The organism is Haloarcula sp. H-GB4 (assembly GCF_030848575.1).
Lineage (GTDB): Archaea > Halobacteriota > Halobacteria > Halobacteriales > Haloarculaceae > Haloarcula.
This window is the reverse complement of the sequence record NZ_JAVDDX010000005.1, coordinates 24,465-38,878: the sequence shown is the minus strand read 5'-3', so window position 1 is coordinate 38,878 and position 14,414 is coordinate 24,465. Positions and strand designations below refer to the sequence as shown.

Below are 14,414 nucleotides of genomic sequence, written 5' to 3'. Positions count from 1 at the left end.
ACCCCATCGAGCGGGGGGCTTCCTCGGGCGGTGCGACGGTGCTCGCGCACGCGGCCTCGCCGCCGCCTCCGGCGAGCCGGGCGGCGGCGAGACAACCGCGCGCACGGACTGGAGCGCCACCGCAACGGCGCGCCGACGTGGGTCAGTCTGGCGGTGGCTGTGAGAGGGCTGATGTTCTGGTGTGTGCGTAAGCGTGGGCCAGCCGGCCCGGGAGCTACTGGACTAGATGGCAGGTGGAGCGTACCAGCGCGCGACGCCACCGACAGACTCGCGATGCTCGTCTGTCGAGCCCTCGTTCGCTACCGCTCACGAGGACGACGGGGCGCTGCGCTCGGCGCTGTCGCGCGCCTCGCGCCGGTCCAATCGTGCCTGCAGTGGCGGGCGCGATCCCGGCCTGCCGCCGAAGAGAAAAGGAAGAAGCCGCATTGCATCGCTGTTTAAGATATTGTGAGTGGGCGGAAACCTCTTCAGCGGGGTAACCAACAGTGGATGGGTTTCGCACCGCTGCGTGAGTTACACTTCGTATCATTCGGTCGCCCAATCCCTGGTGATTTCGTCGAGCCAACCATTGGCTGTATCGTTATCAGGCCTTTCTACTGTTCTACAGAAGAGCGAGGACCGGAGTTCCGAATGAGAGAGCAGCCGGTCACTGATGCCAATATCGGGCCTTGACTACCTCGACTCTCGTTGAGAGATTGTCGTGTCCAATTGATTCCAGACCATCTCAAACGCCGGCGGATCACCGGTGAGGTCCGGCAGGATGGTCTCCCACTGGTGGCGGATAGTCTCTCGTTGCTCGTCAGGCAACCCATCTGTTAGGGTGGCTGTGAGCTCGTCGTGTTCGCACTTCGCCTTGAAGGCGGGTCGCACGTCAGCAAAGTCAGTCGTGACTGAATCAGTTTCGAGCAACTGGTAGAGGTCGTAGTAGTCACGAGCGGCCCCACGTTGATAGATCGCCCGGAGCTTTTCGGCGAAGATTTCCTCAACGCTGTACGCCTGAAGGCTAAATTCGGGGATATCCTCGTATGTGTGGGTGTGGTGAACCGGGTCGAATGCAACATGCTCGTCGACCATCACGTCAATACTGGTCGTATTGGGGTGGTTGAGGACTGCCCGGTACTGGATGCTAACGTCGACGTAGTGGGTCGGATAGTGATCCTGCTGCGATTCATGATGCTCTCGAATTTCGAACTCGATACCAGAGCGGTCGGAAATCGTATCGAGGACTGTCCGTAGCTCTCGCTTGGATCCCTGATACTCTCCTTCGACGCCGAAATCGAGGTCCTCTGAGAACCGCCATGACTGCGGAAAGTACAGCTTAGAGAGCGCAGTTCCGCCTTTGAACAGGAGATTGTCACCGTAGGCGCTCGTGAAGATGCCCCAGAGGAGCCACGAATTAACGTAGTTCTTTTCGGCGTACCCTTGGCGAACATCCAGTTCGCGAGCGAGAATTCGGAGTCGGTCTTGACTGATCACTTCGATCAGGCCTCCGTCGGCTCCAGCGTTGCTGGTTCGACGTTGATCTGGAGGCGATACGTGCTGTTGTTTGAGCCCGCGTCAGGCTGCGTTGGGTCCAGCAGAGAGTACCCACTCGTGAACGATTCGACGAGGGCCTCGCGAGTGGGAAGATTGATGCCAAGTTGGTCAGCGAGGTAGACGATCCGCTTGGTCGCTGCTCCGTTATCGAGTTGTTCGAGGTACTCGCCGACGGTGTCCCAGGCACAGCCCCGCTGGTCGGCGGTTCGCATTGCAGTCGCGAGCTCTCGAAGGCCACCAGCAAATTCGGGGTGATCTGCACAGTCAACCAGTGTCTTCTCTAGGTCGCTGACCTGCACAGTCGTGCCTTCAATGGATGTCGGCTCAAAGCCGAAGAACTTCCGCTCAGTGACTGTCGTGACGCGGTACGGAACACCATGGATCTCCCGGCTTTGGGCTCGGGCCGGCGTGACTACGTACACCGTCCGGGGGACTTGGTCGGTCAGTCCGTGGTGGCTGAGAGCGCTGTAATAGCCGATGTACATCGGCGTAGCGACGTGGGCGGCGATGAGATATTCGTGGGTTGTGTACACGCCCTTCTCACCGGCAGTCAGTGGGATAATGAGATATGTACCCGGGAAGAGTCGGTCAAGCCACCCCTTCTCAGTGAGGCGGGAGGCAATCTCTCGGGCAGTGTTCGGAGGGATCTCCAACGTCGTCTCGATGTCGTCGACGGAGATGATCTGGTGGCCCGCGCCAGCGAGTCGTGAGAGGAGTCGACTTTCTCGAGTCGAGAGCCCTTTGCGTATAGTCTCTGTTTGATCTATTGAACTCATGACTGCGTTTCGTACATAGAGTATAAACTTAGGCTGGCTTTAGCCTTGTGACTCCCTTGGTTGACAGGACAACCAGTATCGCTCTCATACAAAACTGAGTTCTTGAGTGAGTAAAGGTGTCTTCGTCTTAACCAACAAAGTCGGCGCATTCTGGGTACTGTTGGTTAGTCGGTATCTGGGCCCGGTATCCCAAGCGGAACACCTCCATTTTGTGTGGCCGCAGGCGGGTGGCGGCCAGTCAAGGCCGCCAGGAGGTGACAATGGGAGAGATTCAATGCCCACGCTGCAAGAAGACGTTCCAGACTGAGTATGACCCTGAGCGGTTTCGCGCGGGGTCCTTCTATGACTCAGAGCGCGATGAGGAGTACGATCAAGTCTGTGAGGGCTGTCATCGAGAACTAACAAACAAGTAATCCGAGTCGCCTACTCCGCAATTTTTTCGTCGACTGGATCAGGGATTTCCCCCAGTTTAGTCTTCAGTAGTCGTTCCCGCTCGTCAGTGTGTGTATCCTCTTCGATCAGGAAGGCTTCGACGATCTCCCGATCACTGTGATACTGGATTGCTGTCTCGTATCCGTACCGAGTGTTCACACCTGGTGCTGACCAGTGTTTAATACGTACCAAGAACTCGCGATCTTCCCACGTCTCGATCTCGACTGACCGCGGTGCATCGAGTTCTCGCCGAGCGATGTCGATCACTTCGTCGACGACCGGCCCGATCGTTTCGATGCTCGGAATCTGACGCTGGTTGGATGGCTGTTGCTCTGGAGAAAGGTGTGGCTGTGACATGAGAACGGTACGATTCAGATTTGGCCGTCACCGCTCAAAAAGCTCCGGGTCCGGGTGGCTCCAGCTGGCACACGTCGAGGTACTGGTCCCACGGAGTCCCGGATAGATCGCAGGCGTGGGTCTGCCGGCCGGGGGCCAACTGAGGCTGGGTGGCAGGTGGAACGTCCCAGCGCGCGACGCCACTGACAGACTCGCGGTGCTCGTCTGTCGTGTCCTCGCTCGCTAGCGCTGACTCGGACGACGGGGCGCTGCGCTCGGCGCGGTCGCGCGTCTCGCTTCGGTCCATCGTGCCTGCGGTAGCGGGCGCGATCCCGGCCCACCGCCGGGAACAGAGACTGGAATCACTCTTGTTCATAGTTGGTCGACCAACGAACGCCGACGACCGACCCGTAGACGAGGTTGAGCAGGCCGACGCCGCGCTTGCGGCCATGGCTGTCCAGCCTCTCAGCGGAGGACGGTAACCGAAGCGTAAATCTACAGGACCGAATCGCGGCCGGCAAGGGGTCGAAACCGCACTCGCCAGTGAGAGATCTAGAGACTCGGTGACCTTCGTGAACGGCTTCTGGTTCCTCGACGATTTACTCCCAGACGACAGCTAGTCGATTTTCAACGCCCTGTCGGGACATCTGAACCGTACCTTCGACATCCCGCATTCCAATTACGGTACGATTGTTCCCACAGACTCACGGATATGTCGGAGGCGTGGGCCTGCCGGCCGGGGCGCAACTGAGGTGGGGTTACTGGTGGAGCGCACCAGCGCACGACGCCACTGGCAGACTCGCTCGTTCAGTTCCGAACTACACCCTGAAAATCAACACTGGGGGAATGAAACTGTGAGGACCCCAATAAGTAATCGTTCGGATCAATCGAAGATATTTTACTCCCACTCACTGATGAACTAAACCTAAACTAGAAACCTCTACACCGCATCTACGAACGAACGGAGTACAACCAGGAATCTACATGGCATACACTCGACGGAAGGTCTTGACGCTGATCGCTGGCGGTGTGGCTGGGAGCGCCGGCTGTTACGCTTCCTTCCAGGGCCGAAATCAAGGAGTTGAGAGCAACCGTGTGCCTGAGCCACAGCGGCTTCGGTGGCGATATAAAACAAACGGCCGTGTCCCCACCGCAGTACGCAGTAGGCATGGCCAACTCTACGTTGGAAGCGGTGATCACCACCTTTATTCATTAAATCCGGCTGATGGATCGCTCAACTGGAAGTTTGAAACCAACGGCCCAATTTGGTCGAGTCCAAAGGTGAACAACGATACTATTTATGTTGGAAGTGACGATAATAGCCTCTACGCAGTAACTTCCAGCGGAACGGAGCGCTGGCATTTCGAAGCTGGCGACGATATCACCAGTAGTCCAACCACTGATGATGAAACAGTGTACTTTGGAAGTTCCGATAACCATATCTACGCACTCAATGCCGAGTCAGGAGACAAGCATTGGGAGTACCTGACCAAGGGCCGTGTCGGGGCAGGTCCAACTGTACACAAAGATATTGTGTATGTGGGTAGTGGTGACAATTCATTTTACGCGCTTGATGCCACGACTGGTGAGCATTTGTGGGACTTCCCGACCGAGGACAATATCTGGGCAGACGCTGCAGTTGCTGGGGATCATGTCTTTGTCGGGTCAACTGACGCCACGCTGTACGCACTGAACCGTCACAACGGTAGTCTGATCTGGTCACTGGAAACTGATCTTGATATTAATTCTACCCCAGCTGTCTGGAATGAGACAGTCTATTTCGGTAATCATCTTGGAGTCTTTTATGGTGTGGATACAGCCACGGGCGAGGTCCGCTGGAAGACAGAGAAGACAGAAGGTCCACTCAACAGCAATCCGAGGGTTGCCGATGGTGTAGTGTACGTCGGCGACCGTCACGGCTATATGCGGGCCTTTGACGCCGAGACAGGGAAACAGCACTGGGCAGTGAAGACTGGCAACGCTGTCTTCTCTAAACCATTCATCACCGACGACACCGTCTATTTCGGCAGCAACGATGGGTACGTGTACGCGATTGAGCGCTGAAGGTCAGCCTTCATTTTTGATTTGCTTTCCGGAAATGCTGACAGCGCGCGACGCCACTGACAGACTCGCGATGCTCGTCTGTCGTGTCCTCGTTCGCTAGCGCTCACTCGGACGACGGGGCGCTGCGCTCGGCGCTATCGCGCGTCTCGCGGCGGTCCATCGTGCCTGCAGTGGCGGGCGCGATCCCGGCCCGCCGCCGGGAACAGAGACTGGGATCGCTCTTGCTCATAGTTGGTCGACCGTCGGTCAAGAGAGAATCCCGGTGGGCCAGCCAGCTACTGAACGCACGATCTCAAAGAGCACCTTATCGCGATATCGTACTGGTGACCAGAACACTCTTTACTGTTTCTCTGTAAACTGTAATCAAAGCGCACTATGTCACGCACCTCAGACCAGACCGACGGCGATATCGTCCGCGACTTCCTCTCGATTGCGGATATCCTCGAAGAGCCACAGCTTGCCCAGCTGTACACGTACCTCGCTCACGAAGACGAGGCGACCGTCCAGGACGTAATGCACGACCTCGACATCGCACAAGGAACTGCCTACAGCTACGTCAACCGGATCGTCGATGCCGGCGTCGTCGAGGTCACTCACGATGAACAGCCCCGTCGATATGCAGCCCGCGAGATCAACCTGACTGTGACGACAGCCGCCGGCGACCGCGGGTACACGATCACGCCAGCGCTCATCGACGCAGTCGGTCGCCGTGAGACCAACGACGACATCGACACCTACATCGACCGCCACGGCGTCGCCGGCCTCGCAACGGCGCTCACCTACGCGGTCGCCCGCGAACGTGGGGAAGTGACCCATCGGCTGATGGCCGAAGACCTCGATATCTCGCCGCTGGCTGCGGAGATGATCCTGCAGGCGCTCCGGCCCGTCGTCCACAAGCACTCCGACATCGAGGCGTCGGGCGCGTCGCTTGACGAGTTGGACATCGACGACGGCGCTGCTGACGACACGTGAGTAGCCTCCATATCGTCGACACTGGCCTGTTCGTCGCCATGGGGCAGCTGTCGAACAACCGGTACAAGGCTGTTCGTCGATTCGCCCGCCAGAACGACATCATCTTCATGCTCCCAGAGCGGGTGTACGAAGAGTTGACGGTCGATGACTCCGACGTTGAAGCACCGCCGGTCGACGCCGCAATCGACGAGGGGTGGACTGACGTCGCAGCGTCACTTGATTTTTCCAAGCCCATCGTCTCGCGGGCGATGGATGGCGTCCAGCGATACATCGCGAACGCCGACGACCGACCCGCGGACGAGATTGAGCAGGCCGACGCCGCGCTTGCGGCTCTAGCTGTCCAGCATCTCAGCGCGGGGACGGTAAGCGAAGTGTACATCTACACGACCGATATCGCGGCCGGCGAAGGGACCGAGACCGTACTCGCCAGTGAGGGATATGGAGACTCGGTGACGTTCGTGAACGGCTTCCGGTTCCTCGAAGATTTACTCCCAGACGACAGCTAGTCGATTTTCAACGCCCTGTCGGGACATCCGAACCGTACCTTCGACATCCCGCATTCCAATTACGGTACGATTGTTCCCACAGACTCACGGCTATGTCGCAGGCGTGGGTCTGCCGGCCGGGGCGCAACTGAGGCTGGGTTACTGGTGGACGCGACAGCGCGCGACGCCACTGCCAGACTCGCGATGCTCGTCTGTCGTGTCCTCGTTCGCTATCGCTCACTCGGACGACGGGGCGCTGCGCTCGGCGCTATCGCGCGTCTCGCGGCGGTCCATCGTGCCTGCAGTGGCGGGCACGATCCCGGCCCGCCGCCGAGATGTGGACAGGAACCGCTCTTTCGCTAGTCTGTCACCAGCGTGCGGCCCCAACTGGAGTTCAGGTGCGTGAAACCGCATCGAGGAGCATCTCATAGAACAGTTCTCATAGTCTATCTATCCGAGTCTTGTCAAGACTTGCGTGCAAGATGTAGAGGATGGATTCATCAGTCCACGAGCGACGTACCACCGGTTCTAAGCTCTCGTTCTGAGCGGGCATCCGCTATTTGGGACCGTGGACCGCATCAAATTTTTTCCAGATTTATCCGATCATTCCTCTGAACTCGTTGACGATATTGCCTCTACAGTCGGATTCAGTCCTTCGTCCCATATATCGTACAGTGAAAGTGAGTCATGTTAACAGCCCACAAGATTTATCGAAGAGCACGATAATGCCAAAAATTGGTATGGCTGACAAGAATTCAGATCACTCAGACGAGTTCGAACTCGAGGGTATGGAATCGGCAATGGCAGTCAACGACGAAATGCCGATACCAGCGGGGGAACAGCAGCGAGCAGTTGAACACATGCGAGCAATCGTCGAGCGTGAACGGGAGATACAGGAGAGAAAGCGTGAGTTACAACCTGACACTGAACTTCTCGAACAACACGCCGCTTACCGCGAACAGGTAGCCGAACGTCTCGCGTCTGAATTAAATCTGACCGAGGAGTTTGAGAATCTTCGGGACCGCCAGCAATCAACGGCTCAAGAGAGCAACGATGGCGGTACGAGAGGCGCTGACGCTGGAGAAGAGGGTGACAATGAGTGACCGATCCGTCGCCGTACTCACTTCACTTCGGGGGGATCTGTAATGTCAAGTGTGGAAGCCTGGTGGGCCCGTTCGCGCTGGTGGTGGGAGCACTGGACCAGTCTGAGGCGCCAGTCAGGACCAAAGCGGTGGCTCGCGTACGACGGAGACTTTGATTCTGAGTGGTCGTCTAGCTACCTCCGAACCAACGAGACCGCAACGTGGCTTCTTGGGCACTTCGTCGTCCCGAAGCATCGAACGCCTTCGTACGGTCGGTACGTCTCTGCTCCTGACGTCGTATTCGACAGCGGCATCTCTGTTAGCACCGACGACCCCCAAGGAATATGGCCATTTAGAGATCACCCAAGTGCACAGGTCGGTTACGAACTCAGTCACTCGGTGAATAACGGTCAGTTCAGCCAACAGAAGACAGACAGCGGAACGTTCGTCGATATAAGAGATAATTCTTGGGAGTACGAATCGGGTCAGTTCGGGAGTACGTCGTTCCCAGAGATCCAGTTTTATCTCGATCCGAATTATGCGATACATATCGATCTCAAGGTCAAAATAACGTACTTCATCGTAGGCGACGCCAGGATTAACCTCGGAACGTCCGGCAAGCCGTTTCGAATGCGGCTTCCGCAATACGACATCCGTTCGATATGATCGATACGCGTTTATAATTCTCTTTCTCTGCCTGAGACGAGCTGGGTCACCCCTGGGTGATAAAACACTGAATGGAGCGACGATTACTGGTGCCCGCGAGCGGTAAGTAGCAACCATATGTTGGAAAGGGGATCAGTCATTCTATCAAGGGTGTACTATGCAGAACAACCGACCGCAATTGAACTGTCTCAAGATATGTACTATGTACTGATCGTTGACTAACATCCGACCATTTCTCAGGGTGTGCTGAATATGCGCGCTGTATTCAGCAGGACGCTGAAAACATCAACTGCAACTGATAGAATTCGTCGCAATCGGGATGCATCCACATCGAGCGGGTACTTCAAGGGTGTGAGGCTGAAAGAAATGAACTTGCTGTGCTGACTTCACGCTCTATATCTTACACCGGCTTCCATAACCATCTCTATCTCAACCCTTCACCAGTCAGGATGCGTCAAAGTAAATCAGCTGTTCATATTTCTATGATATCCTCTCAGAAGGTACGCGACAAGCACGGACCCGACCGTGAGTGTGGTTGGAATCGGGGGCCAACGTGGGCGTGCCGATCTGTTCTAACCAACATTGGTAGATCTGATCCCGTGCCTGTTGGTTAGTCGGTATCTGGGCCCGGTATCCCAGACAGTACTCAGCTTCAATTTTGCGTGGCCGCAGGCAGGTGGCGGCCAACTCAGGGCCGCCGGGAGGTGATATTTTAAATGGGAGAGATTCAATGCCCACGCTGTAAGAAGACGTTCCAGACCGAATATAACCCCGAACGGTTTCGCGCGGGGACCTTCTACGACTCAGAGCGCGATGAGGAGTACGATCAAGTCTGTGAGGGCTGTCATCGAGAACTGACAGACAAGTAATCCGAGTCGCCTACTCCGCAATTTTTTCGTCGACTGGGTCAGAGATTGTCCCGAGTTCCATCTTCAGTAGTCGCTCTCGCTCGTCAGTGTGTGTATCCTCTTCGATCAGGAAGGCTTCGACGGTTTCCCGATCACTGTGATACTGGATTGCTGTCTCGTATCCGTACCGAGTGTTCACGCCCGGTGCTGACCAGTGTTTGATACGTACTAAGAACTCGCGGTCCTCCCACGTCTCAATCTCGACCGAACGCGGTGCATCGAGTTCTCGGCGGGCAATGTCGATCACTTCGTCGACGACTGGCCCAATCGTTTCCATACTCGGAATCTGACGCTGGTTGGATGGCTGTTGCTCTGGGGAAAGTTGTGGCTGTGGCATGAGAACGGTGCGATCCATGCTTGTCCGTCATCGCTCAAAAAGCTCCGGGTCGGGGTGGCTCAAGCTGTCACACGTCGAGGTACTGGTCCCACGGAGTTCTGGATAGATCGCAGGCGTGGGTCTGCCGGCCCGGACGCAACTGGGGCTGGATGGCAGGTGGAACGTCCCAGCGCACAACGCCACTGACAGACTCGCGATGCTCGTCTGTCGTGTCCTCGTTCGCTCGCGCTCACTCGGACGACGGGGCGCTGCGCTCGGCGCGGTCGCGCGCCTCGCGGCGGTCCATCGTGCCTGCAGTAGCGGGCGCGATCCCGGCCGACAAAGAGGAGGGAACGAGGAAGCCGCATTTCTCGACAGGAATGATTACTGTGTTGTCTCTTCACAGAGACACTCATGTCCATTTCGAGATCGCCCAGTGATGTATCTATGAATCTCAGTTGCGAGTTCGTACATCGCTTCGGCACGCGCTGCTGAGGCGAGTCCATCCTGATAATAGGTTTTTGATCGATGATCGCGCCAGAGATCTGCGAGGTCCGCGGCCATTGATTCTCCAAAGACACCGGCTGCTGCCGCCTCCCGGTAGACCCCAGGATGCGTCCCGGGGAGATCATCCGGCTGCATCGTTCCGCGTTCGAGGAGCCGGAATTCCACAGTCCGTTCGATAGCGACGAACGACGCTTCGATGACGAGCGTGTAGTAGCTAGCGTTTTGAAGTGCCTCAGCGCCGGCAAGTAAGCGACAGGCCTTCCGCAATTGGAGGATGGCAGCACCCTCAACATCTAGTCCGGTTTCGATTTCTGTTGGACGACGGTCGAACGCGGCTTGCACGTTATCGATGAGTTGCTCGATTCGCGTACTACTCATCGGCGACGGCCTCTTTTCGGACTGAGTCGAGTTGGTCGCTGCCGTACACCGTAATTCCCTCGGCGAAGATTTCACGGAGTTTTGACCCGGCTCTATATGCGCTTTCCGCAGATTCGACATACGGCTCGAACGCGAACCGCTCACCGTCGAAGCGGTCGGACTGGAGATCACCAACAACGTCGGTAATCCGCCGGCGTGCTGTCGTCCGATCACCATCGACAACAACGAAACAATCGATGTCGCTCTGGCGATCAGCCTCGCCCCGAGCAACGCTCCCAAAGACAACGATGCCGAGTAGTTCGTCGACGTCGTCGGCGTCAGTCAGCGCGGCTTGCGCGCGGTCAACGAATGTCCGGATCGGTGCATGGAACTCAGACTGCGGAATGGCGAGGATTGGGTCGTCTTTCTGGAGTCGGTTTGGGTTGATTGTAATGTAGTTTCGTTGTGGCGTCTCTCGAATTTGGATAGCCCCAATACTGTCGAGGAGGCTGACAGCCCGCCAGACTGTCGAGCGGGTGACTCCTGTGGCGTCGACGAGTTCGGGAATCGTAAACTCCGTATCGTGGGCATCGACGAGCAGTCGTAGGATGTCGTCTGCGGCACTGATACGAAAGACATCGGTATCCGGGTCAGGATATGCATCGATGCTGACCGTTATATCTCGTTTCGCCATTTCAGACACTATCTGATTTTGTGCAACAGCATATAAATAAGTGGCGGCGTCGAGTAATAGGGCGGTATCCTATACGGGTAATTCAAGCCCGCTGTCGGTTCCAGCGTCGCTGGCTCGACACTGATCTGGAGACGATACGTGCTACTGCTTGGGCCAGTTTCAGACTGAGTCAGAACCAGCAGAGAGTCCCGACTCCTAGACAACTCGACGAGAGCTTTGCGGGTGGGAGGATCGATCCCGAGTGGGTCTGCGAGGGAGACGATCAGCTTGGTCGTTGCTCCGTTATTTACGCTCCCAGATCAGGAACCAGTTGCTGATTCGTGGCTCCTCCAGCTAATACCTAGTGAGTCGACAGTCTCGGAGTGGGTGAAATGAATTGCAGGCATGAGTCCACTGCCTTGGGACCAACTGGAATGAACAGTGGGTGTCGCGACAGCGCGCGACGCCACTGACAGACTCGCGATGCTCGTCTGTCGTGCCCTCGTTCGCTTGCATTCACTCGGACGACGGGGCGCTGCGCTCGGCGCGGTCGCGCGCCTCACGCCGGTCCAATCGTGCCTGCAGTAGCGGGCGCGATCCCTGCCGAGAACTGTCCGGGTCCCGGCTGAATAGCGCTCTAAATTACGATAGCAGAAGGAGACGAAAGCAACGTGATTTTAACCTATTAGGATTCAGATACAAACCTCCGGACAAGGTGGTGTGGTCCCCAGTCAGTGAGCGATGAGTTATGCGCTACGAGGGCTCGAAGTGAGCGCGACTCGAACGTGGGTCTGCCAGCTCTGGCTCAGTTCGGATGGGACCGTGATCGGCGTGGCGCTGGACATCTGTGAGTCGGTCACTCGCGTGACTCAGTGAGATCGGACGGCCTCATGTGAGGGCTGCCCACGGTGTCCAAGTCACGATGAGGGTCCCGGGTTGTGGGATACATATCCTTCTCCTAATAGGTTCTCTTGAGGGGGTGAGTCTGCCAGTCTTCGCTCTGGTAGGATTCCGCGATCAACCACCTACTTCTATGTTCCACATCTTATGGATTTTTGCTCATGATTATCGCGCTTCCGCCGAGATGTGCATGGCAAGGTAAAGAGTGTAGTCTGTGTCGGATTTTGCACGATTTATACCCACGTAGTCTTGCGATTTCGCATATATAGGTCGGAATAAGGTAATTTCAATTTTTCTGATGTAATTGGAATACCGCAGTCTCGACAGTACCCAGTTACCAACTTGAAGAGTAGCATCACAACGTCACAGAAATAGGAATGTATAGAAATTCTTAGGTTTAGAAGGCGAGCTAATTGATATGGGTTACATGAACTCCGATGGTCTATGTCGCTCTTCTCTTGACTCAGTCTCGTCCCGATCTTCATTCTCGTCGGCTCTGTTGAATCACTAGATACCGTCGGTATAGTTGGCTAAATCGAAGGAGTTGAAGCAGGGTGATTCGGTTGTCCATGACGCAAATCTCCCGCTTCACTGACGAGATTGTGCCGATTGCTCAGGAGATTACGGATAATAACATAGTACAGAGACAGCACCGGGCGTCTACGCTATCGGGTTGTCACTCCCATGTCCTCTACCGAATTAGCGATAATCCCTCTGAATGAAATGGGATAAATTGAACAGAAGATTTTATTAATTTAGGTATGTTCTAGAAGAGTATAGATGAAAGCGGTACCGATTCCAGGAGAGATACTCCGGACAGATGTTTTTATGGGACTGACATTTGACGAGTTAGTCATACTTGGAGCAGTGCCGCTTGTAATGGTATTTCCCAGTTTGTTCATAGACCAAATTCCGCTGGTGGCAACCCTAGCATTGATCGGGGTGTCGCTTCTTGGTGTAATTGCAGTCGTAATCAGGACACCTGAGGGCCAGCAACCACTAGAATGGGCACCTGCTGCGGTTAAGCGTCGACTTACACCAAACGAGTATTATTTGAAACCACGGACGCGTGAGCGCGATTCTGTTTCAATCGAAAATAGGGTTCACACAGCCTCGCGAATTCAGTCAGAAACATGTGAGGAAGATTTTGAATGGGATACATCCGTGTCTGACGGGACCCCTATTCCTTACCAAGATGCGACAGGTGCTTTTGCCAATGAAGAGAGTTCAGATAGGGCACAGCAGATAGGCACAATTAGCGGCGACAAGACACAATAACACTATGACGGCCAATGAGTCAGATTCGGGATTTGTAGGGGAGGAAAAAACGGTGACCGAGAAATCAGAAGAGCACGGTAGGGATGGAGCAGCTATGGACAGTGGCACGGAAGTACAAGAGGCCATATCTGAAAAAACCAGAACCGGTTTCGACGGAGTATCCGAAGCCACTGACAGTCAATCTCACAATGGGTCAAATTCGGCAAACTCAGCGTCCGGAGGATCAAAAGAGAGTTCGACTGAGGCCGACAGTTTCGGGGCAGTTGAGGGTGCGGACTCTGCGACACAGACGAGTGGAATTGCACCACCTCAGCAGACCGATCCAACAGAGCTAGGTGCATTATCGATACCAAACTACGCGCAGGATTTGATCGATTTCGAGTTTGTACTTGAAGCCAAAGACGACACTCTCCCAACTGGGGTTGATGGTGCTGGAATGATTGTCAAGGGTGAGGATGAGTACGTCGGTATTACTGAGGTTCGCCCCCGTTCATGGTCGATACACACGGGGGAAAAGAAGTCCGAAATTATCGAGGCGTTCAAGTCAAGTTTCCTTGCAACACTTGACTTCCCGATACAAATCGTTGCGTATCCGACAAAATTCGATATTTCGGATCACGTTGAACGGCTCAACGATGTAATATCTGAGGGTCGACACCGATCGACTGATAGCAAACTGGTGAATCTTGGTCGTCGGCTGTATCCGAATTGGCTTGAGCGCTTTATTCTCGATAACGATATGAAACAGCGACGATTCTTCATCGTGATTCCAATATCGGCCGAACAGATAAACCAATTCCAGAACACTGACTCAGGATTACTGGACATGGCCGCTGAAAAGTTCGGTCCATTGGCGCCAATAGCCGACTTCTTCAGCAGTTCAGACAACACAGACATCAGTACGCAACAATGCCTTCGGGAGCTTGATACGCGCCTAAATCGAGTTGAGCGAGCGCTCCAACGGTTCGATGTGCAGACTGAGCGCCTGGACGACCGTGATCAAGTCATGAGCGTGCTATACCACTATTACAACAACGAACAACCACTCAACGACGTCTTCCTGAATGGTCCGTACTCTGTTGAGTCGGGGGATGAGCAAACACTGAGGACCTACATGAATAACTGA

18 protein-coding genes and 1 pseudogene are annotated in these 14,414 nt (G+C 55.4%); 10 read left to right on the top strand and 9 right to left on the bottom strand.

The genetic code is table 11. The features are described from left to right. Nucleotides 1-672: 672 nt before the first annotated feature. Both RBH20_RS19470 and RBH20_RS19465 read right to left on the bottom strand, forming a co-directional pair. Nucleotides 673-1,476, bottom strand: a complete 804-nt coding sequence (locus RBH20_RS19470; RefSeq protein ID WP_306711817.1) for a nucleotidyl transferase AbiEii/AbiGii toxin family protein — start codon at nt 1,474-1,476, stop codon at nt 673-675. A gap of 5 nt (nt 1,477-1,481) precedes the next feature. Continuing rightward, nucleotides 1,482-2,312 carry a type IV toxin-antitoxin system AbiEi family antitoxin gene (locus RBH20_RS19465; protein ID WP_306711815.1) on the bottom strand — a complete coding sequence of 277 codons (831 nt, stop codon included), beginning with the start codon at nt 2,310-2,312 and terminating at the stop codon, nt 1,482-1,484. 260 nt (nt 2,313-2,572) lie between these two features. Here RBH20_RS19465 and RBH20_RS19460 point away from each other — a divergent pair, with 260 nt between their 5' ends. Then, nucleotides 2,573-2,725, top strand: coding sequence for a hypothetical protein (locus RBH20_RS19460; RefSeq protein WP_306711813.1), 153 nt, complete (start codon nt 2,573-2,575; stop codon nt 2,723-2,725). Between the two features lie 10 nt (nt 2,726-2,735). Here RBH20_RS19460 and RBH20_RS19455 read toward each other — a convergent pair whose 3' ends face one another. Continuing rightward, nucleotides 2,736-3,101: a hypothetical protein gene (locus RBH20_RS19455; RefSeq protein WP_306711811.1), complete on the bottom strand. Its 366-nt coding sequence runs from the start codon at nt 3,099-3,101 to the stop codon at nt 2,736-2,738. A 34-nt stretch (nt 3,102-3,135) separates the two neighbouring features. Beyond that, the gene (locus RBH20_RS19450; RefSeq protein WP_306711809.1) at nt 3,136-3,456 is read right to left on the bottom strand and encodes a hypothetical protein; all 321 of its coding nucleotides are present in this window, start codon (nt 3,454-3,456) and stop codon (nt 3,136-3,138) included. A gap of 16 nt (nt 3,457-3,472) precedes the next feature. On the opposite strand from RBH20_RS19450, the pseudogene RBH20_RS21395 reads away from it, so the two are divergent. Further along, a pseudogene (locus RBH20_RS21395) lies at nt 3,473-3,700 on the top strand (hypothetical protein); the annotation flags it as partial. Nucleotides 3,701-4,064: 364 nt separating this feature from the next. Next, on the top strand, nt 4,065-5,144 hold the full coding sequence (locus RBH20_RS19445) for a PQQ-binding-like beta-propeller repeat protein (RefSeq protein ID WP_373567988.1): 1,080 nt from the start codon (nt 4,065-4,067) through the stop codon (nt 5,142-5,144). Between the two features lie 103 nt (nt 5,145-5,247). Here RBH20_RS19445 and RBH20_RS19440 read toward each other — a convergent pair whose 3' ends face one another. Next, nucleotides 5,248-5,373: a hypothetical protein gene (locus RBH20_RS19440; protein WP_306711804.1), complete on the bottom strand. Its 126-nt coding sequence runs from the start codon at nt 5,371-5,373 to the stop codon at nt 5,248-5,250. Nucleotides 5,374-5,519: 146 nt separating this feature from the next. Here RBH20_RS19440 and RBH20_RS19435 point away from each other — a divergent pair, with 146 nt between their 5' ends. Next, nucleotides 5,520-6,116, top strand: coding sequence for a helix-turn-helix domain-containing protein (locus RBH20_RS19435; protein WP_306711802.1), 597 nt, complete (start codon nt 5,520-5,522; stop codon nt 6,114-6,116). Beyond that, on the top strand, nt 6,113-6,622 hold the full coding sequence (locus RBH20_RS19430) for a hypothetical protein (protein WP_306711800.1): 510 nt from the start codon (nt 6,113-6,115) through the stop codon (nt 6,620-6,622). The genes RBH20_RS19435 and RBH20_RS19430 overlap by 4 nt, the downstream gene beginning before the upstream one ends. 216 nt (nt 6,623-6,838) lie before the next feature. Here the strand turns inward: RBH20_RS19430 and RBH20_RS19425 are convergent, their stop codons facing one another. Continuing rightward, nucleotides 6,839-7,015 carry a hypothetical protein gene (locus RBH20_RS19425; protein ID WP_306711798.1) on the bottom strand — a complete coding sequence of 59 codons (177 nt, stop codon included), beginning with the start codon at nt 7,013-7,015 and terminating at the stop codon, nt 6,839-6,841. Nucleotides 7,016-7,341: 326 nt separating this feature from the next. On the opposite strand from RBH20_RS19425, the gene RBH20_RS19420 reads away from it, so the two are divergent. The 3 genes from RBH20_RS19420 (at nt 7,342) to RBH20_RS19410 (ending at nt 9,218) form a co-directional block, all read left to right on the top strand. After that, complete coding sequence (locus RBH20_RS19420) at nt 7,342-7,704, top strand: hypothetical protein (protein ID WP_306711796.1); 363 nt, start codon at nt 7,342-7,344, stop codon at nt 7,702-7,704. A gap of 42 nt (nt 7,705-7,746) precedes the next feature. Beyond that, nucleotides 7,747-8,349, top strand: a complete 603-nt coding sequence (locus RBH20_RS19415) for a hypothetical protein (protein ID WP_306711794.1) — start codon at nt 7,747-7,749, stop codon at nt 8,347-8,349. 716 nt (nt 8,350-9,065) lie between these two features. Further along, nucleotides 9,066-9,218 carry a hypothetical protein gene (locus tag RBH20_RS19410; protein ID WP_306711792.1) on the top strand — a complete coding sequence of 51 codons (153 nt, stop codon included), beginning with the start codon at nt 9,066-9,068 and terminating at the stop codon, nt 9,216-9,218. A gap of 10 nt (nt 9,219-9,228) precedes the next feature. On the opposite strand, the gene RBH20_RS19405 is transcribed toward RBH20_RS19410, so the two are convergent. From RBH20_RS19405 to RBH20_RS19395, 3 genes are all read right to left on the bottom strand, one after another. Continuing rightward, the gene (locus RBH20_RS19405; RefSeq protein ID WP_306711790.1) at nt 9,229-9,534 is read right to left on the bottom strand and encodes a hypothetical protein; all 306 of its coding nucleotides are present in this window, start codon (nt 9,532-9,534) and stop codon (nt 9,229-9,231) included. 423 nt (nt 9,535-9,957) lie between these two features. Then, the gene (locus RBH20_RS19400; protein WP_306711788.1) at nt 9,958-10,458 is read right to left on the bottom strand and encodes a hypothetical protein; all 501 of its coding nucleotides are present in this window, start codon (nt 10,456-10,458) and stop codon (nt 9,958-9,960) included. Then, on the bottom strand, nt 10,451-11,131 hold the full coding sequence (locus RBH20_RS19395) for a nucleotidyltransferase domain-containing protein (RefSeq protein WP_306711786.1): 681 nt from the start codon (nt 11,129-11,131) through the stop codon (nt 10,451-10,453). The genes RBH20_RS19400 and RBH20_RS19395 overlap by 8 nt, the downstream gene beginning before the upstream one ends. Before the next feature lie 1,659 nt (nt 11,132-12,790). On the opposite strand from RBH20_RS19395, the gene RBH20_RS19390 reads away from it, so the two are divergent. Together RBH20_RS19390 and RBH20_RS19385 are read left to right on the top strand one after the other, a co-directional pair. Beyond that, a complete protein-coding gene (locus RBH20_RS19390) occupies nt 12,791-13,288 on the top strand; it encodes a PrgI family protein (protein WP_306711784.1) in 498 nt (165 codons plus the stop codon). A 4-nt stretch (nt 13,289-13,292) separates the two neighbouring features. Then, nucleotides 13,293-14,414 (top strand): hypothetical protein, encoded by a 1,122-nt coding sequence (locus tag RBH20_RS19385; RefSeq protein ID WP_306711782.1) that lies wholly within the window; start codon nt 13,293-13,295, stop codon nt 14,412-14,414.

Bases quoted from the DNA above. Each gene is read 5' to 3' on its own strand.
- RBH20_RS19465 (WP_306711815.1), bottom strand. From the start codon at position 2,312: ATGAGTTCAATAGATCAAACAGAGACTATACGCAAAGGGCTCTCGACT.
- RBH20_RS19460 (WP_306711813.1), top strand. From the start codon at position 2,573: ATGGGAGAGATTCAATGCCCACGCTGCAAGAAGACGTTCCAGACTGAG.
- RBH20_RS19455 (WP_306711811.1), bottom strand. From the start codon at position 3,101: ATGTCACAGCCACACCTTTCTCCAGAGCAACAGCCATCCAACCAGCGT.
- RBH20_RS19450 (WP_306711809.1), bottom strand. From the start codon at position 3,456: ATGAACAAGAGTGATTCCAGTCTCTGTTCCCGGCGGTGGGCCGGGATC.
- RBH20_RS19445 (WP_373567988.1), top strand. From the start codon at position 4,065: ATGGCATACACTCGACGGAAGGTCTTGACGCTGATCGCTGGCGGTGTG.
- RBH20_RS19440 (WP_306711804.1), bottom strand. From the start codon at position 5,373: ATGAGCAAGAGCGATCCCAGTCTCTGTTCCCGGCGGCGGGCCGGGATC.
- RBH20_RS19435 (WP_306711802.1), top strand. From the start codon at position 5,520: ATGTCACGCACCTCAGACCAGACCGACGGCGATATCGTCCGCGACTTC.
- RBH20_RS19425 (WP_306711798.1), bottom strand. From the start codon at position 7,015: ATGCGGTTTCACGCACCTGAACTCCAGTTGGGGCCGCACGCTGGTGAC.
- RBH20_RS19420 (WP_306711796.1), top strand. From the start codon at position 7,342: ATGGCTGACAAGAATTCAGATCACTCAGACGAGTTCGAACTCGAGGGT.
- RBH20_RS19415 (WP_306711794.1), top strand. From the start codon at position 7,747: ATGTCAAGTGTGGAAGCCTGGTGGGCCCGTTCGCGCTGGTGGTGGGAG.
- RBH20_RS19410 (WP_306711792.1), top strand. From the start codon at position 9,066: ATGGGAGAGATTCAATGCCCACGCTGTAAGAAGACGTTCCAGACCGAA.
- RBH20_RS19405 (WP_306711790.1), bottom strand. From the start codon at position 9,534: ATGGAAACGATTGGGCCAGTCGTCGACGAAGTGATCGACATTGCCCGC.
- RBH20_RS19400 (WP_306711788.1), bottom strand. From the start codon at position 10,458: ATGAGTAGTACGCGAATCGAGCAACTCATCGATAACGTGCAAGCCGCG.
- RBH20_RS19395 (WP_306711786.1), bottom strand. From the start codon at position 11,131: ATGGCGAAACGAGATATAACGGTCAGCATCGATGCATATCCTGACCCG.
- RBH20_RS19390 (WP_306711784.1), top strand. From the start codon at position 12,791: ATGAAAGCGGTACCGATTCCAGGAGAGATACTCCGGACAGATGTTTTT.
- RBH20_RS19385 (WP_306711782.1), top strand. From the start codon at position 13,293: ATGACGGCCAATGAGTCAGATTCGGGATTTGTAGGGGAGGAAAAAACG.